The organism is Streptomyces sp. NPDC060002, from assembly GCF_042737245.1.
In the GTDB taxonomy this organism is placed as follows: Bacteria; Actinomycetota; Actinomycetes; order Streptomycetales; family Streptomycetaceae; genus Streptomyces.
In genome coordinates this window covers 1-20155 of record NZ_JBHWUW010000006.1, presented here as the reverse complement: position 1 = coordinate 20155, position 20155 = coordinate 1, and the positions used below count along the sequence as shown (strand labels likewise).

The 20155-nt window shown below is 71.6% G+C and carries 15 protein-coding genes and 1 pseudogene; 11 read left to right on the top strand and 5 right to left on the bottom strand.

Annotated features, from left to right (window positions below; genetic code table 11):
• Positions 1–124: 124 nt before the first annotated feature.
• Positions 125–418, bottom strand: coding sequence for a DUF6355 family natural product biosynthesis protein (locus ACFWBD_RS07975; protein ID WP_385664236.1), 294 nt, complete (start codon positions 416–418; stop codon positions 125–127).
• 334 nt (positions 419–752) lie between these two features.
• Between ACFWBD_RS07975 and ACFWBD_RS07970 the strand changes: the two genes are divergently transcribed.
• The 4 genes from ACFWBD_RS07970 to ACFWBD_RS07955 all read left to right on the top strand — a co-directional run bounded on the left by ACFWBD_RS07970 (position 753) and on the right by ACFWBD_RS07955 (position 5573).
• Positions 753–1355: a hypothetical protein gene (locus tag ACFWBD_RS07970; protein WP_385664233.1), complete on the top strand. Its 603-nt coding sequence runs from the start codon at positions 753–755 to the stop codon at positions 1353–1355.
• A 211-nt stretch (positions 1356–1566) separates the two neighbouring features.
• Positions 1567–3150, top strand: coding sequence for a hypothetical protein (locus ACFWBD_RS07965; protein WP_385664231.1), 1584 nt, complete (start codon positions 1567–1569; stop codon positions 3148–3150).
• A 146-nt stretch (positions 3151–3296) separates the two neighbouring features.
• On the top strand, positions 3297–4670 hold the full coding sequence (dacB, locus tag ACFWBD_RS07960; protein WP_385664229.1) for a D-alanyl-D-alanine carboxypeptidase/D-alanyl-D-alanine-endopeptidase: 1374 nt from the start codon (positions 3297–3299) through the stop codon (positions 4668–4670).
• A 204-nt stretch (positions 4671–4874) separates the two neighbouring features.
• A complete protein-coding gene (locus ACFWBD_RS07955) occupies positions 4875–5573 on the top strand; it encodes a LuxR C-terminal-related transcriptional regulator (protein ID WP_385664226.1) in 699 nt (232 codons plus the stop codon).
• Positions 5574–5830: 257 nt separating this feature from the next.
• Here the strand turns inward: ACFWBD_RS07955 and ACFWBD_RS07950 are convergent, their stop codons facing one another.
• The gene (locus ACFWBD_RS07950) at positions 5831–6811 is read right to left on the bottom strand and encodes an SMP-30/gluconolactonase/LRE family protein (protein WP_385664223.1); all 981 of its coding nucleotides are present in this window, start codon (positions 6809–6811) and stop codon (positions 5831–5833) included.
• Positions 6812–7082: 271 nt separating this feature from the next.
• Between ACFWBD_RS07950 and ACFWBD_RS07945 the strand changes: the two genes are divergently transcribed.
• The gene (locus ACFWBD_RS07945) at positions 7083–7373 is read left to right on the top strand and encodes a zinc-ribbon domain-containing protein (protein WP_385664220.1); all 291 of its coding nucleotides are present in this window, start codon (positions 7083–7085) and stop codon (positions 7371–7373) included.
• Positions 7374–7388: 15 nt separating this feature from the next.
• On the opposite strand, the gene ACFWBD_RS07940 is transcribed toward ACFWBD_RS07945, so the two are convergent.
• On the bottom strand, positions 7389–8483 hold the full coding sequence (locus ACFWBD_RS07940; RefSeq protein WP_385664218.1) for a substrate-binding domain-containing protein: 1095 nt from the start codon (positions 8481–8483) through the stop codon (positions 7389–7391).
• A complete protein-coding gene (locus ACFWBD_RS07935) occupies positions 8480–10834 on the bottom strand; it encodes a SpoIIE family protein phosphatase (protein ID WP_385664216.1) in 2355 nt (784 codons plus the stop codon). The genes ACFWBD_RS07940 and ACFWBD_RS07935 overlap by 4 nt, the downstream gene beginning before the upstream one ends.
• A 122-nt stretch (positions 10835–10956) precedes the next feature.
• Here ACFWBD_RS07935 and ACFWBD_RS07930 point away from each other — a divergent pair, with 122 nt between their 5' ends.
• Positions 10957–12045: a sugar ABC transporter substrate-binding protein gene (locus tag ACFWBD_RS07930; protein WP_385664213.1), complete on the top strand. Its 1089-nt coding sequence runs from the start codon at positions 10957–10959 to the stop codon at positions 12043–12045.
• Between the two features lie 220 nt (positions 12046–12265).
• On the top strand, positions 12266–13465 hold the full coding sequence (locus ACFWBD_RS07925) for a sugar ABC transporter permease (protein ID WP_385664668.1): 1200 nt from the start codon (positions 12266–12268) through the stop codon (positions 13463–13465).
• 46 nt (positions 13466–13511) lie between these two features.
• Here ACFWBD_RS07925 and ACFWBD_RS07920 read toward each other — a convergent pair whose 3' ends face one another.
• On the bottom strand, positions 13512–14645 hold the full coding sequence (locus ACFWBD_RS07920) for an FAD-dependent oxidoreductase (RefSeq protein ID WP_385664211.1): 1134 nt from the start codon (positions 14643–14645) through the stop codon (positions 13512–13514).
• A 440-nt stretch (positions 14646–15085) separates the two neighbouring features.
• Between ACFWBD_RS07920 and ACFWBD_RS07915 the strand changes: the two are divergent.
• The 4 genes and pseudogenes from ACFWBD_RS07915 to ACFWBD_RS07900 form a co-directional block, all read left to right on the top strand.
• Positions 15086–15321, top strand: a pseudogene (locus ACFWBD_RS07915) (sterol carrier protein domain-containing protein); the annotation flags it as partial.
• A gap of 173 nt (positions 15322–15494) precedes the next feature.
• Positions 15495–17753, top strand: coding sequence for a nitrate- and nitrite sensing domain-containing protein (locus ACFWBD_RS07910; RefSeq protein WP_385664209.1), 2259 nt, complete (start codon positions 15495–15497; stop codon positions 17751–17753).
• A gap of 96 nt (positions 17754–17849) precedes the next feature.
• Positions 17850–18977, top strand: coding sequence for a nitrous oxide reductase family maturation protein NosD (locus tag ACFWBD_RS07905; protein ID WP_385664206.1), 1128 nt, complete (start codon positions 17850–17852; stop codon positions 18975–18977).
• Positions 18978–19039: 62 nt separating this feature from the next.
• A complete protein-coding gene (locus ACFWBD_RS07900; protein ID WP_385664203.1) occupies positions 19040–20068 on the top strand; it encodes a methyltransferase in 1029 nt (342 codons plus the stop codon).
• Positions 20069–20155: the final 87 nt, after the last annotated feature.

The following is a 20155-nucleotide window of genomic DNA, read 5'->3' as shown; positions in this document are numbered from 1 at the left end:
TGCCCCCCTTCTGGCCCCCCGGGCCCCGTGGCGGCCGCGCCGCCCCCCCCGGGCCGGCCTAACCTACCGTGGGGGCCGGGGCCACCCCCCCCCCCCACCCCGAGAACCGTGCAGTGACCGCCTGTCAGCAGGTGCGGCCGGTGTAGTGGGCGCCCTGGATCTTCGCGGCGGAGCCCAGCCACGACGTGCCGGGACCGACGCACCGCTCGTGGTCGGCCGCCCAGGCCACGTCGACCTTGATGACCACGCGTGAGCCGTACGACGTGCAGTGGTTGCAGAAAGCGTCGGAACCGGTCTCGTAGAAGCCGCACGGGTCCGCGGCCGCGGGGCCCGCGGTGGCGGCCGCCGGCGCATCCAGAGAGGTGAGGACGAGAGCGACGGAACCGACGGTGCTGAGCACCGTACGACGAGCACGCACGGCGGAACTCCGTGCCGAAATGAGGGTCGGTAGCGGGAAAAGCCCAGGTCCGTCAGGGACCGAAGGCCTGCACCAGGATCGTGTGAGCCCCTCGGAGATGATCGGACGACGGGCCCCGCTCACCCCGCGAATCGTTTCGCCGCTACTCCGTCGGAGTGATCGTCCCGGAAAGGCGACTAAGCGGGGCGGGGTCCCCGGGATGGCGGCCCGTTTCACCCGGGTGAGCGCCTTGAGTGGTGGAGCCGGGCTCGCTGACTGACGGTGGATCACGTCGGGCCGGGTCGTGTCAGCTGACGAAGTGTCGGCTGCCCGGTCGTGACGGAAGGACCATCAGATGCGTTCAGCTCGCATGATCCTGGCCACCGCGGCGGCCTCGGCCGCCCTCGCCATCGGCGCCCCCGGCGCCTACGCCGCCGGTGACACGGACCACGACGACTCCTCGTACAGCAAGGAGGACAGCTCCTCGTACAGCAAGGAGCACGACAAGGAGGACAGCTCCTCGTACAACAAGGAGGAGGACTCCTCGTACGGCAAGGAAGACCACGGCAAGGAAGACCACGGCAAGGAGCACGGCAAGGAAGAGCACGGCAAGGAGGAGCACGACTCCCCGCACGGCGGCGTGCACACCGGCGGCGGCGCGCTCGCCTCGGTGAACGACAGCAGCGACCGCGGCGCGGCCAAGGACCCCAAGTACGACCCCGAGACGTACAAGGACAAGGACACCTGGAACAGCGGCGAGCACGACAAGGACGGCGGCAAGGAGGAGGAGTCCGGCGGCTGGAGCAAGGAGCACGACAAGCCCAGCGGCGGTGTCCACACCGGCGGCGGCGGCCTTGCCACCCCCTCGGCGACCGCGGCCGGACTCGGCGTCCTCGCCCTCGCCGGCACCGGCCTCTACGCCCTGCGCCGCAAGAAGACGGTGGGGGGTGTGGCCTGACCCATGCCTGACGCGATAGCGAAGCCGCGGCCGCCACACATGCCCCCCTGTGGCGGCCCGGCCTGCTTTCCGCAGACCCTGCTCTGCTCGGCCGAGCGCCTCCCGGCCGGGATCGTATGCAGGAACCACTACGCCCCTGTCGGCCCGTCCTCTTCGACCGTACACTGACAAATCGTAGACGTGCGGACGCAGTTGACCGGGGGGAGCCGCCATGTCGGGGGACCAGTACGGCAGATTCGACAACACCGACCACAACACCTTCTACTACGTTCCACCCATGCCGTCGGCCCCGCCGCCGGCGCCTGCGGACGGTGCTCGGGCCGTCGCGGTGGCCGTGCTCAACCTCAGTGGTCTGGGCCTGGGCTACGCGCTGGTGCGCCGCTGGGCCCTGATGGCGCTGTGCTGGATCGCCACCGCCGTCCTGCTGTTCGTGGCACTGCCGGCCGACCCGGACGGTGTCCCGGGATTCGCCCTCGTCCTGTACGTCCTGTTCCTCGTCGCGGTGGCGGCGGACGGTGCGCGCGTGGGCCTGCGCACCCAGTCGGCGGGACTCCGGCGGGCGCCGCTCGCGCTCGGGCTCGGACTGCTCCTGCTCGCCGTGCCGGCCGGGGGTGTCGTGCTGTACGACGACGCACGGGACGAAGCCACCCAGCAGATGCTCCTCGACCGGCTCGACGAGGCCGACCAGCTGGTGCAGGCCGCCGGTGACAAGCCCTTCGGCTCAGCCCGGGCCGACTACCGCAAGGCGCTGGGCGTCTACGCGGACCTCAGGTCCGACCACCCCGGTTCCCGGGCGGCCGAGCGGGTGCCCGCCCGGATGAAGACCTACTACACGACGGTCGGAGCCGCGTACGCGCAGGACGACTACTGCGAGGCGGTCGAGCCGCTGAAGTATCTGCGCACGGTCCCGGAGAGCCTGCCCGGGACGGACCTCGGGGCGCTCAAGACCTGGCCCGACGACCGGCTGGCCACCTCGCTGTACGAGTGCGCGTCGACGGCGCTCACGGCGGGCGAGGCCAACTGGGGTTCGCAGTACGGGGAGCTGCTGACCACCTTCCCCGACTCGGAGCAGGCCACGAGGGTCGAACCCGCCGTGGCCGCCGCCGTCGTCCGCACGGAGAAGGACCTGCACGGGGCCGAACCCTGCTCCGCCGTCCAGCGGCTGCACACGCTCGGCTCCCAGATCGACGGCCTGGAGGCCGGGCAGGCGGACATCGGCGCCGCTCTCGACAAGGACAGCCGCCGGGCCACGGCCGCCGCCGACACCGGCACGTACACCTGCGGCGTGGACCAGTACCGGGACGGCGACTTCGAGTCGGCGCAGACGACCATGACCGAGTACGCCTCCGCCCACAAGACCGCCAAGAACGCCGGCCTGGCGAAGAAGATCGCCATAGCGGCGGAGATCGCCCAGACCGTGCCGGCCGCGGGCAAGAAGCTGCCCACGACCCGTACCGGCGGCAGCATCTCGGTCACCGTGCAGAACGACAGTCCCGACGCGGTCACGGTCCTCTTCACGGGTCCGGTCACCGGCAGCTTCACCCTGAAGGCCTGCGGCAGCTGCAAGGCGTACTCCTTCGGCAGCACCATCAACCCGTCGTTCGAGCCGTGCAACGACAGCGGCAAGAACTATCCGCAGCGCACCATCAGCCTGCCGGTCGGCACCACGTTCTTCCTGCACAAGCCGAACGGCGACAGCTCCGCCACGCCCGCCTCGGACACGGCCAAGCTCGAGTCGGGCTACCTCTACACGGAGTGCGCCTACACGACGCAGAGCCTGGGGACGGGCCTCTGAATTCCGGATGAAAAAGCAGAGGAATTCCGCTCGCTGAAAGGCTGTCAGTCGCGCACCCTCTTACCCGTGGGTCGCATGTGACGGGTGATAAGGTGCGCCGGAATTCTCTCGCGCAGGGCCCCCACACGAAAGCCTTGAGATACTCCATGAACGACATAACGGCGGAAACACCCGTGCATTCCTTTGTCCCGGGCGGTCGACGTCGGCACCGCAAGGCCAAGCAGAGCAGTACCGGCGTCCGGCGGGCGATCGTGCTCGCGCTGGCCCTGCCCGTCACCTCGGCGGCCCTGGCCGGCCCCTCCGCGTTCGCCGCCGAAAAGGGCATCGGCACGACGGCCAAGGACACGGCGGCGGGCCGGACGCTCGGCGCGGACGACCAGCAGATGGTCGCCGATCTGGAGACCCGCGTCCTCGACCAGCGCCTGGGGTCCGAGGTCAGCGGTGTGGTCCTCGACTCCGAGTCCGACTCCACCCTGTGGGACCACAACGGGGCGACCGCGCTGATGCCGGCGTCCAACACCAAGCTCGCCACGGCGACCGCCGCCCTGACCGTGCTCGGCCCGGACCACACGTTCACCACGAAGGTCGTCTACGGCAGCGGCACCCTGACCGTGGTCGGGGGCGGCGACCGTACCCTGACCAGCGCCGACCTCGCCGAACTGGCGAAGACCGCCGTCGCCGGGCTCAAGGCGGCGGGGCTGACGTCGGTGAAGGTCGCCGTGGACGACAGCCTCTTCGGCGAACCGACCCTGGCCAACGGCTGGAACACCGGCTACTACCCCGACTCCGTCGCCCCGGTGCGCGCGCTCGTCGTCGACGGACACGGAGTCCAGGACACCTCGATCGACGCCGGGCAGGTCTTCGCCAGGCAGCTCACGGCGGCCGGGGTCACCGTCGACGGCGCCGTCACCCGCGCCGAGGCGAGCCCGGGCGACGTCCCGGTGGCACAGCACCGGTCGGCAGCGCTGTCGGAGATCGTCCACAAGATGATCAAGGTCAGCGACAACAACATCGCCGAGACCCTGCTGCGGACGACCGCGCTCGGCGCGGGCCGCCCGGCCACCTTCGAGGGCGGCACGGAGGTCGTGCGCCAGGTACTGAGCCTTCGGTACGGCGTTTCCCTCGACAATTTCCAGATCTACGACGGAAGCGGCCTTTCGCGAGCCAATCGCATTCCGGCCGCCACGCTCACGGAAATCCTCGAACTGCTGACGGAATCCCGTTACTCCGAGACCCTGGGCTCCATCCTCGACGGGTTGCCCGTCTCCGGCGAGGCCGGCAGCACGCTCGGTCCGGAATGGGGCCGCTTCGACGACGTGAACTCCAAGTGCGCGGTCGGCAAGGTGCACGCGAAGACCGGCACCCTCACCGGGGCCATCGCCCTGAGCGGTCTGACGCAGGGCAAGGACGGCAAGTGGAAGGTCTTCTCCTTCATCGAGAACAACTCCACGGCCAACCCGAACGACATCAAGGACGCCATGGACGGTCTCGCGGCCACCGTCAACGGCTGCTGGGCATAGCGAACACGCGCACACGAAGAGAGGGCCGGCGCCTCCGGGGGCCGGCCCTTTCGCGTCACCGCCGGGCCACCCGTCGACATGTGACCCACACCATAAGAAAACGCTGCCGTTTCGATGACCTCGGGGACTACTCTGGCGAGCAAGTGAACGAAACAGTTTCGTTCATGAGAGGCGTACGCCCCCACTCGCCCGGAGAACACAGCCATGGCCTCTGTACTCATCCTCCACGACCAGTCCCTTCAACGCGTCGGCCTGCGGATGCTGCTGACCGCCGAACCCGACCTGACCGTCGTGGGCGACACGGCGAGCGGGGCCGAAGCGGTCCGGATGAGCGCCGCGCTCCGTCCGAACGTCGTCCTGCTCGGCGGCCACCGTCCCGAGACGGACGCCATCGAGACCATCCGCCGCATCGCCCACCCGCCGCGCCTCACCGCGATCACCGGCCCCACCGGATCGGGCGGGCAGCCGCCGCGGATCCTGGTGCTGAGCTCCACCGGTCACGAGGGGCACGCCTACGCCGCCCTGCGCGCGGGCGCCGGCGGATTCCTCCTGAAGGACGCCACATCCCATGAACTGACCGCGGCCCTCCGTGTCGTGGCCGCCGGGGACGCCGTCATCACCCCCGAGCTGACCCGCGCGCTCATCGACACCGTCCGCCATGAGCACGCCCCGCGCCCCGGCGGGCGGGCGGTCGGACTCGACGCCCTCACCGAGCGCGAACGCGATGTTCTCGTCGCCGTCGCCTCCGGCTGGTCCAACGCGGAGATCGCCGCACGGTTGTCCATCGCCCCGACCACCGTGAAGTCCCACGTCAGCCATATCCTCGCCAAGCTCGGCGCCCGCGCAAGGGTCCAGGCGGTCGCCTTCGCCTACGAGTACGGCCTGGTGCGCCCGGCGGCCTGACGACGACCGCCCCGCGTCCCCGGAGTTCCTCGGCCCAGCGGCTCGCCCCCGCCAGGCCCTGTCCCGGGACGACGGCCTCCGCCGGGTGAGGCGGCGAAGACGCCGATGGCGCACTGGTCGTCGAACTCCCCGACCGAGGGACTCGCCCCTGGCCGCCGAGAACCTGCACAGCGCCGCGTCCGCGGTCCGGCCCAACCGCCTCCGCCACTCCCCCACTGCCCCGTACCCGACTTTCCGGATACGGGGCCGACGGGCGCCTATCCGCGGTCGCGCTGGTGCACTCGGGCCAGGAGCAGGTTCGGGTCGGTCCGGGTGAAGTACGCCGCGCTCGGGACGTAGGCGGTCCGGCCGCGTACGGCCACCGAGGTGGGGTTGGCCAGCCCGTCCTGCCGGGTGAGGACGACCCGGTGGGTGCCGTCCGGGCGGACCTGGGCGATCTCGCTGCCGCCGATCAGGGCGGCGAGAACCGTGTCGCGGTGCCGGTCCACGAACGCGAAGTCGTCGATCGCGAAAAGGCCCTTCGCCCGGGTCTCGATCGCGCCGGCGCAGCCGCTCTCCCGTACGGGGATGCGCAGCAGCGTTCCGGCGTTGGTGTTGGACACCCACACGGCGTCGCGGTGGACCCGGAGGCCGTTGACTCCGACGCGGGCCGCCGGCGGTGCGTTGCGCGGCTCGAGCGCCGCCCCCGTGGCCCACGCCGTGGGCTTGCCGCCCGAGCGCGGAACGCGCCAGACGGTGCCCAGCACCGAGTCCGCGACGTAGAACACGCCCCGACGCTCGTCGAGGGCGAGGCCGTTGGGGAACCCGTTCGACGGCAGCTGTGCGATCTGCCGGGGCTTGCCGCCGCCGGACGGGATGCGCCAGATGCCGGTCGCGCTGGTGCCGGTGGCGTAGCCGACGTACAGGGTGCCGTCCTGTGCGCGGGCGATGCCGAGGACGACGGCCCTGCCGACGACGGGCGTCTGCGGGTTCGCGACGGCGGGCAGCGTCGCGAGGAGCCGCGTCCGGCCCTTCTGGGTGACGTTGACGACCTGCCGGGCGGTGGAGAACGTCAGGTCGGCGGAGCCGTCGGGTTCGAGCGCGATGTTCTCCGGGGACTGGCCCTTGGCGAGGTCGAAATGGGCGACGACGCGTGGAGCGGAGACGGCCGGTTCGTCTCCGGTCGCGGGAGCCGTGGCGAGCAGGCCGAGGGCGAGGGCGGCGGCGGTGACGCCCGCCGAACGGGGGACTCGGGGCATGGGACCTTCCCTGTGGGGTAGCCGTGAACGCCGCCGTGCGGCGGCCAGACGACCATCGCGCTGGGCGGGCGGCGGCCACCGCAGTCGTGGCCGGGGGATCGCCCGCGTGGCCCAGGGCATGGACCCGCCTGCCGCTCACCCGGGTGACCCGGCGATGCAGCAGACTGTGCGGTGCGGACAGCGGTGCGGACAGCCGTCTTCCGACGGCGGCTCACCCGACAGGCGCCCACTCGGACACTCCCCCAGCCACTCACCCAGAAGGAAGCACAGCGTGATCATCTTCGGCACCAAGGGATACCTCTACCAGCTGGCGATACTGACGCTCCTGTGCGGCCGCTGCGGCAACCCCGCCGCGCACACGCTGCGCAAGCGGGTCACGAAGTTCACCCTGTTCTTCGTGCCGCTGTTCCCGATCTCGGCCAAGTACTGGACGCAGTGCACCTTCTGCGGCGCCGAGCAGAAGCTGACCAAGGAGCAGGCGGAGCAGTTGACGGCGCAGGCCGTGGGCGGCGCAGGCGGCCCGGCGTACGGGCAGCCGCACCAGCAGCCGTACCAGCACTGACGGCCTCCCGGCGGCTCACCGGGTGAGTCCGGCCCGCGCGCAGGCGGTCAGGAGCTCAGGGGTACAGATCTGGCCCTCGGTGTAGAGGCCGTCCTTGACCAGCGTCCGCTCGATGTCGCCGGCCCGCACCGGGCGCGGCTGGAGCAGGACGGCCGGGATGTGTTTCGTGGTGGGGCTGTCGACGGTCGTGGTGGCGCTGTCACGGGGGTCCTCGCCCCGTCCGACGCCGACGGCCATGGCGGCGACCGCGGCGGCTTCCTTCACGAACGGCTTGTACACCGTCATGTACTGCTCGCCCTTGACGACGCGCCGCACGGCGTCGAGGTCGGCGTCCTGCCCGGTGACGGGCGGGAGGTCGGTGACGCCGGCGCTCTTGAGAGCGGCGACGACGCCCGCGGCGATGTTGTCGTTGGCCGCGAGGACTCCGTCGATCCCGTCCGGGCCGAGGGCCGCGATGGCGGCGGACATGTTGGTGTGCGCGTTCTGGGTGCTCCAGTCCGGGGTGTTGTACGACCGGGCGATCCGCACCTCGCCGGTGAGGACGGACAGCGCGCCCTTCCGGTACAGCTCCGCGTTCGGGCTGGTCGGATCGCCGTTCATCATGACGACGTTGCCCCTCCCGGCCTTTTGCCCCGGTTTCAGCCCCAGGGCCTTCAGGAGGGCCTCGCCCTGGAGTCTGCCGACCTGGATGGCGTCGAACCCGACGAAGCCGGTGATCGGGCCCTCGGCGAGGCGGTCGTAGGCGATCACCGGGACACCCGCCCGGTCCGCTTCCTGGATGGAGGAGCGCAGCGCCCGGGTGTCGGCTGCGTCGAGGATCAGGACCCTGGCCCCCTTGGTGATCATGGAGATCATCTGTTGCCGCTGACGGGTGACGTCGTTCTCGGCGTTGGCGTATTCCGTCCGGCAGCCGGGGCAGAGCTTCTTCACCTGCGCCTCGATCAGCGGTCGGTCCGCGTGTTCCCAGCGCGGGACCATGCGGCTCGGCAGCAGCAGGCCGACGGTGAAGCCTTCGCCTGCCGCCTTGTCGTCTCCCCCGCAGGAGGCCACGGGCAGCGTCAGGAGCGCCGCGGCGAACACCGCGACGGCGGCCTTGCGACACGTCCTCACGGCACTCCCTCCGGCACGGTGATCTCGCTCCACACCTGTTTGCCGCCGGCCACCGGGACCGACCCGAAGGCGTCCGACATCGCCTCGACCAGCAGCAGGCCCCGGCCGCCGGTCGACTCCCAGTCGATGATCACCGGTTTGGCGGGTGCGCGCGGCGAGGAGTCGCTCACGCTGACGCGCACCCGGTCCCCGCGCAGCACCAGGTCCAGTCGGACCGGTCCCTGGGTGTGCACCAGGGCGTTGGTGACGAGTTCGGAGACGACCAGCAGCACCGCGTCGGCCGCCTCCTGGACCTTCCAGCGGCGCAGGGTGCGCGCGGTGAACCGGCGGGCGTGCATGACGGCGTCGGGCAGCCGCCACACCATCCAGCCGGCCCGGATCGGCCGGGTCCTCATGCCGTCGTAGCGCAGGAGCAGCAGCGCCACGTCGTCCTCCCGGCGGCCGGCGTCGCCGAGGAGCGCGTCGGCCATCTTCCCCGGGTCGGCGGGGTCGGCCGCGGCGAGCGCGACGCGCGTGCGGCGCATGCCCTCGTCCAGGGGCAGTTCGGCGGCCTCGACCAGACCGTCGGTGACCAGGGCGAGGACCGTGCCGGGGGCCAGTTCGACGGCCGTCATGGGGAAGTCCGCCTCGGCCAGGATGCCGAGCGGGGGTCCGCCCGCCACCTCGACCTCCTCGGTGGAGCCGTCGGGAAGGCGCAGCAGGGGTGCGAGGTGCCCGGCCCGGACGAAGAGGATGTTGCCCTCCTCCAGGTCCAGTTCGGCGTAGCAGCAGGTGGCGAACAGGTCGGTCTCCATGCCGACGAGGAGCCGGTTGGCGTGTGAGACGACCACGTCGGGCGGGTGGCCCTCGATGGCGTAGGCCCGGACGGCCGTACGCATCTGGCCCATGATCGTCGCGGCTCCGGCGCTGTGGCCCTGGACGTCTCCGATGACCAGGGCCACCCGGTCCTCGGAGAGGGCGATGACGTCGTACCAGTCGCCGCCCACCTGCAGTCCGCGTCTCGCGGGCAGATAGCGGGCGACGGCGGTGCCGCCGGGCAGTTCGGGCAGGCGCCGGGGCAGCAGGCTGCGCTGGAGCATCGTCGCGAGTTCCTGCTCGGCGTCGTGCGCGTGGGCGCGCTTGAGTGCCTGGCCGACCAGGGCGGCGGTGGCGGTGAGCAGGGACCGCTCCTCGGGGACGAACTCGTGCGGCCGGTCCCAGCCGACCAGGCACACCCCGGCGACCTGGCCCTTGGCGGGGAGCGGCAGGACGGCCAGTCCGCCGGCTCCGACACCGGCCAGACCGGCTTCGAGGGTGGTGCCGGCGGGCCACAGGTCCATCCGGCCGTCCCGCAGGGCCGCCTGGAGGGTGGGCAGGGCGCGCAGCGGCGCGTCGGGCCATTCCGTGCGCCACTCGGTACGCCACACGTCCGGCCAGGCGCTGGGCTGGGGCGGGTCGAGGACGGTGACCATGACCCGGTCGTCCTGGACCGCGGCGAGGGCCACGTGGTCGGCGGCCAGCGGCTCACGCAGGGCGGCGACCACCACGCGGCCGACGTCGCGGACGGTCGCGGCGTCGTCGAGGGCGGCCGTCAGCCACTGGATCCTGGAGACGTCGTCGTCGCCGCGGCGCAGCACCGGGGTCGCCGTCACCACGCCCATGACCTGTTGCGGCCCGTCGCCCGTGCCCGCCCGGCAGCTCAGGCTCAGCCAGCGCATCTCGCCGGTGGGGCCGCGGACCCGGAACTCCAGGTCCCGTCGGCCGAAGGCGTCGGTGGTCGGCTCCAGGACCGACATCAGGGCGTGCATGTCCTCCGGGAGGGCGTGCGCGAGCAGGGTGTCGACCTTGCCGTCGAAGTCGTCCGGTGTGATGCCGACCAGTTCGAGCAGGGTGTCGTCGGCCTCGATCAGGCCGGTGTCCGGGGAGAGGACGAAGGAGCCGACGCGCAGGCTCCGCAGGGCGGGGCCCAGCAGCGGTGTCGGTATCGGCGGGTCCGCGCCCGGCCGCAGCAGCGCGGCGACCGCGTCGGCGTACCGCTCCAGGAAGCGGCGCTGCTCGGCCTCGAAGCCGTCCGCCGAGTCCCCCAGGACGAGGAGGCAGCCCAGCCGGGCGCCCTGGATGCCGAGGGGCAGCGCGCCGAGCGGGGTGTCGGCGGTCAGCCACAGGGGGTGGTCGGTGCGGAAGGCACGCGCCGCGGGCGAGTCACCGGACAGGGGCAGGCGCTCCGGCGGTGCCGGTCCGGAAGTGACGCTTCCGGACGTGTCCACCAACCGAAGCTCGCGTCTGCCGGCCCCGGGCGCGTAGACCGCCGCCAGTGTCGCTCCGGCGAAGGTCAGAGCCCGGTCGAGGCATGTCCGCAACGTACCTCCCATCCTGCCGCAGGTGCCGACAGGTTGAGATCAGGGCACCCACCCACCAGAATCGCATATAAGGATCAACCGAACATATCCACCGCTACCCACCACCCTATTGTCGTCGACGGCAGGTATCACTCATGAAGGCCCGCATCAGGGACACGGCCGCCGCGGTGACCGCGGTCTCCACCGCGGTCGTCCTGGCGGCCTGTGGTGCGAGCACCGACCACGCACCCGGCCGGGCGGACGGGCCGCGCATCGGACTGCTGCTGCCGGACGTCACCACGGACCGCTGGGAGACCCAGGACCGGCCCCTGCTGGAGAAGCGGATCGGCGAACTGTGCCCCGACTGCGCGGTCGAGCACGCCAACGCCAAGGGCGATGTGGCCCTCCAGCAAGGGCAGATGGACTCGATGATCACGAAGGGGGTCGATGCCATCGTGCTCGTGCCCGTGGACTCCCGGTCGCTCGGCCCCGCGGTCACGAAGGCCCACAAGGCGGACATCCCCGTCATCGCCTACGACCGACTCGCCGAGGGCCCCATCTCGGGTTACGTCTCCTTCGACGGCGTCGAGGTCGGCAGGCTCCAGGGCCGGGCGCTGCTGAAGGCGATGGGCGACAAGGTGCCCGGCGCCCAGATCGTCATGATGAACGGCGATCCCAGCGACCCGAACACGAAGTCGTTCGAGCAGGGCGCCCGGTCCGTGCTCGCCGGGAAGGTGAAGATCGGCAAGGCCTACGACACCCTCCAGTGGCGTACGGAGACCGCGCACATGAACATGTCCGGAGCCATCGCGGCCCTCGGCGTCGGGTCCATCGACGGGGTCTACGCGGCCAACGACGGTCTCGCCGCCGGGAGCATCTCCGCCCTCAAGGCGAACAAGGTCGACCCGCTGCCCCCGGTCACCGGGCAGGACGCCGAGCTCTCGGCCCTGCGGCGCATCGTCGGCGGAGACCAGTACATGACCGTCTTCAAGCCGTTCGGGCCCGAGGCCGCCGCCGGCGGCGCCATGGCCGTCGCCGCGGCCCGCGGGGAGAGCCTCGAGCAGGTGGCCACGGCCGAGGTGCCGACGCGCGGCGGGGAAGCGGTCGCCGCCGTGCTGCTCACCCCGGTGTCGGTGACCGCCGGCAACATCGAGGACACGGTGGTGAAGGACGGCCTGCACACCGTCCGGCAGATCTGCACTCCCGAGCTCCGGGCCGCCTGCGAGCGCGCCGGACTGACCTGACCCCCATCGAGCGGCCACCGTGCCGACAGGACACACATCCACCTGACGCTGCCGGACCTGACCCCGCTGGACCTGACGCCCTCGGGAAGGAGATGGTTTCCGTGCCGGAGAGCCGCTCCGGACGGGCCGCCGCCCTCCTCGGGGACGACGGGCCCGTCACGGGCGCCACGCAGGACCCGCCCCGACGGCCGGCCGCGCGGGAGGCGAGGTGGTGACCCGCATGCGGGCCGTCGCCCGTGCCGTGCGGAGCGGGCCGGCGGTCGTCCGGCGCAAGCTGAGCGCCGGTGAGCTGGGCTCGCTGCCCGTCGTCCTCGTCCTCGCCGTCGTCTGGATCACCTTCCAGTCCCTCAACGAGAACTTCCTCTCGCCCCGGAACCTGTCCAACCTCAGCGTGGACATCGTGGGCACCGGGATGATCGCGGTCGGCATCGTCTTCGTGCTGCTGCTCGGTGAACTCGATCTCTCCGTCGGCTCGATCAGCGGGCTCGCGGCGGCCGTCTTCGCCGTTCTGAACGTGAACAACGGGGTGCCGGAGTGGCTCGCGCTCATCATCGCGGTGCTGGCGGGGACCGTGGCGGGCACCATCCAGGGCTACTCCATCGCCAGGACCCGGGTACCGGCCTTCGTGATCACCCTTGCCGGGCTGCTCACCTGGAACGGCCTGATGCTGTCCGTCCTCGGGGACAACGGCACCGTCAACCTCGACGAGAACGGGCTGGTCGCCAAGCTGACCAGCTACTACTTCACCAACGACGCCGTCGCCTACGGTCTGGTGGCGGTCGCCGCGGCAGCGGTCTTCCTCGTCTCCGACCGCGACCGGCGCCGCCGCAGAGCCATCGGCATGCCGCACCGGTCGCTGCGCGGCATCGCGGTACGCACCGGAGCGCTCGCCGTGGTCGCGTTCGGCGTCGCCTACCTGCTCAACCGGTTCCAGGGGCTGCCGCTCGCCCTGCTGATCTTCCTCGTGGTGGTGGCCGGTCTCGACATCCTGCTCCGCCGCACGCGCTACGGACGGCAGGTCTACGCGCTCGGCGGCAGCATCGAGGCGGCCCGCCGCGCCAGCCTCAGCGTGACGTGGGTGCAGACCGCGGTGCTCGCGGCCTCGGGCACGATGGCCGCCGTCGGCGGCCTGTTCCTGGCCTCGCGCATCACCTCGGTGAGCCAGACCTCGGGGTCGGGCGTGCTGCTCATCAACGCCATCGCGGCGGCCGTCATCGGCGGCACCAGCCTGTTCGGCGGTCGCGGCACGACCTGGTCGGCGGTGCTCGGCATGCTGGTCATCCAGTCGATCGCGTCGGGCATGGCGATCACGGACACTCCCCCGGCCGTGCAGTTCGTCATCACGGGCGGGGTGCTCTTCGCCGCGGTGGTCATCGACTCGTTGTCACGGCACTCCCAGGCGGCACGCAGACGGGATTGAGAACACGTGCGTGGAACGGTCCCGCCGACCGTTCCACGCACAGAGGTCACGGGGTCTGTTCGTCGTCGGTGAACGCCGTGATCAGGCTGTGGGGTGCGCCGTCGCCGAACATGAGCTCGTGGAGCCGGGTGCCGTCGGCGGCGGCTCCGGCGGCGCGGGGGAACATGGCCCGCTCGTACTCGGTGAGCGCCGCCTCGACGTCGTCGGGGTGCGCGGCGAGGGCCTTGCCGAGTTCGGAGCCGTCGTACATGGCCAGGTTGGCGCCTTCGCCGTTCGGGACCGAGAGGTGGGCGGCGTCGCCGAGCAGGGTCACCCCCGGCACCCGGTCCCACCGGTGCCCGATCGGCAGAGCGTGCAGAGGGCGCAGGACCGGCGCGGTGTCGGCGTCGGTGATCAGCGCGGTGAGCTCGGGCGCCCAGCCGTCGAACTCCCGTGCGATCCGATCTCGGGCCTCCGCCTCGTCGGTGAAATCGACGGCGGCGAACCAGTCCCGCGTCCCGGTGAGCATCACGTAGGTGTGCAGGGTGCCGCCCTTCTCCCGGTGCGCCACGACTCCCCTGCCCGGGGCGAGCGCGAGCAGAGACCCACCGCCGACCGCCTTCGCACTGGCCGGGTGCCGGGTGCCGCCGTCGAGCAGATAGGTCTCGACGACCGACATGCCGGTGTACTCGGGTGGGGTGGCGGAGAGCAGCGGCCTGACCCGTGACCACGCGCCGTCCGCGCCGACGAGCAGGCTCGTGGTGACGGTGGTGCCGTCGGCGAAGGTCACCTCGTGGCGGCCGTCGCCGAGGGCACGGGTGCCGCTGACCTTGTGGCCCCACCGGACGGTGCCGGCCGGGAGCGAGTCGAGCAGGATCTGCCGCAGCTCGCCGCGCTGCACCTCGGGGCGTCCACCCGTGCCGTCGTCGGGTTCGTCGAACAGGACGGCCCCGTCCCGGTCGAGGATCCGCAACGCCTGGCGGCCCTCCAGTACGAGGCTGCGGAACTCGTCCATCAGGCCGGCCGCCCGGAGTGCCGGTTGGCCGGTGTCCTCGTGGATGTCGAGCATGCCGCCCTGGGCGCGGGCCGTCGGTGAGGCATCCGCCTCGTAGACCGTGGCCGGTATGCCGTGGACGTGGAGGACACGGGCGAGAGTCAGTCCGCCGAGCCCTGCGCCGATGATCGTGACGTCAGTGGTCATGGTGCTTCCTTGCGTGTGGCACGTCTGCCGGATGGGCACCCGGCAGGATCCCTCGAAAGGTCCCAGGCCGGGCCGACAGGCCGCCGACACCGGACCGACAGCCCCGACAAGCGACCGACACCGCGGCCCCACGGCTCGATCTCCCCCGGGTCGCCCGACAGGGTCCGGGCAGGCCCGGCCGAGTGCGCGGCTGCCGCGATGAATTCCTGTCTCGTGCCGGGCGATGAGTTCCCTGTCTGGTGCCGGGCGATGAGTTCCGTGTCTGGTGCCGGGTTGCGTCCTACGACGTCCTGCGCCGGTCACCCGAACAGAAGGGGTCGGGTGCCGGTCTCGGCGGCGGGGATCACCGCCGCCGCCGAGGCCCGACCACGGCGGCTCCCCTCGCCCTGGCCGGGCCACAACCGGGCCGTGCTGTCGACGGGCCGCGGCGCCGCGGTGCCGGCCGTAATCCGGTGCTGACCGTCCGGGACGGCAAGGCCGACTGCGTCCCGACGGAGTGGGAGCCCGACCTTTCCCTGGACGTGCGCGACCTGGGCTCGGTCTACCTCGGCGGCACGGCCCCGAGCACGCTCGTGCGTGCCGGACACACATCCGGGCCCCGCGCCCGGGCGCGGCAGCCGTCGCCGACGCCCTCATCCGCGCCGAAGGCCCCCCGCCCTGTCTGCACTGGTTCTGATGCACTGGTTCTGACCGTGCGCCGACCGAACCTGATCGCGTCCCGCCGAAGCGTGAGTGAGCCATGTCTTAGGTGAAAGTTGCACCACTTTTGAACGCAGTGCCGTCGACGCGTCGTAGTGAGGGGTACCCGGCGCGTCACGCGCGAGGCGCTCCAGAGGCGATAGGTCGATCGTGCCGAAGAACTCACCCGCGGTCGAGGGACGAAGAAAGCCCCTCACCCGCAACTGGCCCCTGGCCAGACGGCTTCGGGCCGTGCTGCTGATCCCCGTGCTCGTCGCCCTCGTGCTCGGGGGCGTGCGGGTGCAACGCTCGGTCGACACCTGGCAGGACGCCGACGACGCGGTCCGCGTGGCGGAGCTGATCCGAGCGGCGAACAAATACGCGAGCGACGCGATCAACGAGCGCGATCTGTCGGTCATCCCCCTGCTGACGGGCGACGAGGCATCCGCCACGGTCGTACAGGCCCGGCAGATCACGGACGCGGACGCGCGGGTGTTCGACGCGGCGGTCGCCCGGATGCCGAAGACCGGCGGCCTCGTCCGGCGCGTACAACTGGTCCGCGCCGGTGAGGCGCAGCTCGCCGGCGTGCGGGCCGACGCGTTCACCTCCCGGATGTCCGGAGTGCAGACGGAGGAGAGTTACCACACCGTCCAGCACCCCTTGATGGAGATCTCGAACGAACTGGGCTTCGGCAGCAGCAGCCAGGCGAGCATCGGCCGGACGCTCTACGCCGTGTCCCTGACCCAGGCGGCCGAGTCCCTGATCCGGTCCATCGGCACGCATCTGCTGGTGGAGGACCGCGACCGGCTCGCCCCGGGCGAACTGGCGTCCCAGCTCGCCTCGTTCCGCTCGTACGCCTACCTCGAACAGGTGGGGCTCCAGGAGTACGCCGGCGCCGGCACCGCCGAGGACGTGACGCGGCTCCAGCAGGCGCTGACCGCCGCCGAGGAGCGGGGCAGGCAGCAGACCGCGACGGCGGCCGCACAGGCCGCGACGGCGGGGCGGACGTTCGTCACCCCGCCCGGCATCGACGAGATGATCGCCGAGATCGCGGACGGGAAGCCGGCCGAGGAGCTGGCCGCGCGGGGCATCACGCCCGAGTCGTTCTTCGCCGCGTCCACGCTGGGCTTCGACGCCTACCGGGGCATCCAGGTGAACCTCACCGACGACGCGCTCACGAGCGCCAACGACATCGCCGACGACGCGCGCCGGGACGCCGTCACCAACGCGGCGCTCGTGCTCGCCTCGGTGCTCGTTGCCTTCCTGCTGGCTTCCTGGGTGGCCCGCACGATGAGCACCGGGATGCGCCGTCTCAGCGCCTGCGCCATCGAGATCGCCGGCCAACGGCTGCCGGCTCTGGTCGACCAGATGTCCCGGCCCGACGCCGGCGAAGTGGACACCCGGGTCGTCCCGATCCCGATCCACACCACCGACGAGATCGGCGAGGTGGCCCGGGCCTTCGACCTCGTCCATCGCGAGGCGGTCCGGCTCGCCGCCGAGCAGGCCCTGCTGCGGGGCAACATCAACGCGATCTTCACCAACCTCTCGCACCGCGGCCAGTCCCTGATCGAACGCCAACTGACCCTCATCACCAGCCTGGAGGACAACGAGACCGACCCTGAGCAGCTGGCGAACCTCTTCCGACTGGACCATCTCGCCACCCGGGTCCGCCGCAACGGCGAGAACCTCCTGGTGCTCGGCGGGGAACGGCCCGCCGAGCAGTGGGACCGGCCGCTGCCGCTGGTCGACGTGGTCCGCGCGGCCTGCTCGGAGGTGGAGCAGTACGAGCGCATCCGGCTCTCCGGGCTGCCGGAGTCCCAGATCGACGGCCGGGCCGTGCCCGACCTGGTGCATCTCCTCGCCGAACTGCTGGAGAACGCCACGGTGTTCTCCTCCCCGCACTCGGAGGTGCGGGTGACCGCCGTGCGGCTCCCCGACGGCCGGATCACGGTCGAGATCCACGACGAGGGCATCGGGCTGGAGGCGGAGGACTTCGCGGTGATCAACCGCAAGTTGGCCGACCCGCCGACCGTCGACGTCGACATCTCCCAGCACATGGGGCTGTTCGTGGTCGGCAGGCTCGCCGAACGGCACGGCATCCGCGTCCAGTTGCGCCCCTCTGGCGAGAAGTCCGGCACGACGTCCCTCGTCATGCTGCCCGACACGGTCACCCAGCCCCTGCCTGGTGCCCTGCCCGACTCCGACACCCTGGCGCTGGCCCTGCTCAAGACCGTCCCGGAGCCCGAGTACGCGGGCGCCGCGCTCTCTCCCGGCGGCCAGGACTCCGGTGACGCGTTCACGGACTACGAGTCATGGCAGGACGAGCCGGCCGGGGCGCCGCCCGTCGAGGAGCCGCCGGCGGCCGACGCCCGCCCGCGGCGACTCTCCCGGCGCGCGCCCCGGAGCAACCGCCGCTCGCGCGCCGACTGAAGCCACCCCCGGAGCCGGGTGGCGTGCGGCTGCGGGACACGCCGCCGGATGGCCCATCTCACCGGTTCCGGGCTATTGGGTCATAGCGTGCACAATATGAAAAAATGCCATATCGCGTACCTGGCGTGCACGGCGGCGCTGATCGGGACGGGGCTCGGCGCCGCTCCACCGGTCGCCGACCACACGGTCCATGTGGTCCACCCGGGGGAATCGATCCAGCAGGCGGTGGACGCCGCCCAGCCCGGCGACACCGTTCTGCTGACGTACGGCACCTATCACGAGAGCGTCGACGTGAGGACGCCCGGGCTCACCCTGCGCGGCGTGGGCCGCGGCACGGTGCTCCAGCCGGCCGCGGGCACGAGCACCGGCAGCACCGCCCCGAGCACCGGATCGGGCTCCGCTAAGGACTCGAAGGACTCGAAGGGAACGGAGGCCGCGAGCAGCTGTGCCGCGAGCGGCAACGGCATCTGCGTCGTGGGCACGAAGGACCACAACGTCGACGACGTCACCATCGCCGCCCTGACGGTGACCGGCTTCGCCAAGACCGGCGTCTACGCCACGGAGGCCGACGGGCTGACCGTGCGGCGCGTCACCGCGGAGAAGAACGGCGTGTGGGGCATCGCCACGGAGCACTCGGTGCACGGCCTGTTCCGCGGCAACACCGCCCGCGCCAACGGCGACGCGGGCCTGTTCCTCGCCAACACGGTCAAGGAGGAACTGGGCGCCACGGACACCGAGGGAACCGTGGTCGAGCACAACCGGCTGGAGGGCAACCGGATCGGCGTCACCGTCCGCCGGCTGCGCAACCTGACCCTCGCGGACAACTACCTCACGGGCAACTGCGCGGGGGTGTTCGTCGTCGGCGACGAGAACAAGCCGAAGGCCGGCTTCGTGACGGTGCGCGAGAACCGCATCGAGCGCAACAACAAGTCCTGCCCGAAGACCGCACGGCTCGACGCCCTCCAGGGCACCGGCATCGTGCTGACCGGCGCCGAGGACAGCCTGGTCACCCGGAACGTGATCAGGGACAACGTCGGCAAGTCCCCGCTGTCCGGCGGCATCGTCCTGTTCAAGAGTTTCGTGGGCACGACCAGCGACCGGAACCGGATCAGCGACAACCTGCTGCGGGGCAACTCCCCGGACCTCGTCAACACGGACACCGGCAAGGGCAACACCTTCGAAGGCAACTCCTGCCGCTCGTCGAAGCCCGCGGGCCTGTGCTGAACCCCACGACCTCCGCGACCTCCACCCACTCCACGACCTCCAAGCAGGAAGGAAGGCGGCACATGACGACCGCTCAGTCTGCCCCTCCGCCGTCGATGCGGCTGCGGGAACTCGCGTTCGGGGCGGCATGTGCCGCCGCCCTCCGCGCGGCCGCCCGGCTGGGCGTCGCCGACGCCCTCGGCGACAGCCCCATGGCCGTGGAGGACCTCGCGGCCGCGGTGAAGACCGAACCCCGCCCGCTGCGACGGCTCCTGCGGGCCCTGTCCTGCTACGGCGTCTTCGCCGAGGGGCCGAACGGGACCTTCGCGCACACCGACGTCTCCCGGCTGCTGCGCGAGGACGACCCCAACAGCCTGCGCGCCATCTCGCTGTGGTGCACCGAGCCGTGGACCTGGGACGCCTGGCCGATGCTGGACGAGGCGGTGCGCACCGGCCGCAACGTGGTGGAGGACCTCTACGGCAAGGAGTTCTTCCCCTACCTCAACGAGGACGCCCCGGAGTCGGCCGACGTCTTCAACCGCGCCATGACCACCTCCAGCGTGCAGTCGGCGCGGGACGTCGCGAAGTTCCTCGACCTCACGGGGAGCTCGTCGGTCGCCGACATCGGCGGCGGCCAGGGGCACGTGGTGGCGAGCCTGCTGGACAAGTACCCCTCGATGCACGGAGCGCTGCTCGACCTCCCCCGGGTGGTGGAGAACGCGGTGCCGCGCCTGCTCGCGGGCGGCGACCTCGCGGACCGTGCGCGCGTGGTGCCCGGCGACGTCCGTACGGCCGTCCCGGTGAAGGCCGACGTCTACGTCATCAAGAACATCCTGGAGTGGGACGACGAGAGCACGGCCCGTACGCTGCGCAACGTCCGGGAGGCGGGCGGCCCCGGGACACGGGTCGTGGTCATCGAGAACCTCGTGGACGACTCGCCCTCGATGCGGTTCAGCACCGCGATGGACCTGCTGCTGCTCCTCAACGTCGGCGGGGCGAAGCACACCACCCAGAGCATGGTGGACCGGCTGACCGGGGCGGGCCTCGTCATCGACGACATCAGCCCGGTCAACCCCTACCTGCACGCGTTCGACTGCCACGTCCCCGGCTGATCCGACCGCGTCCCCGTTCCGAAGAGACACACACAGACCACCGGTCGCGGGGGCCGCCGCGTGTCCGGGCCGGCGGCCGGGGGGGGT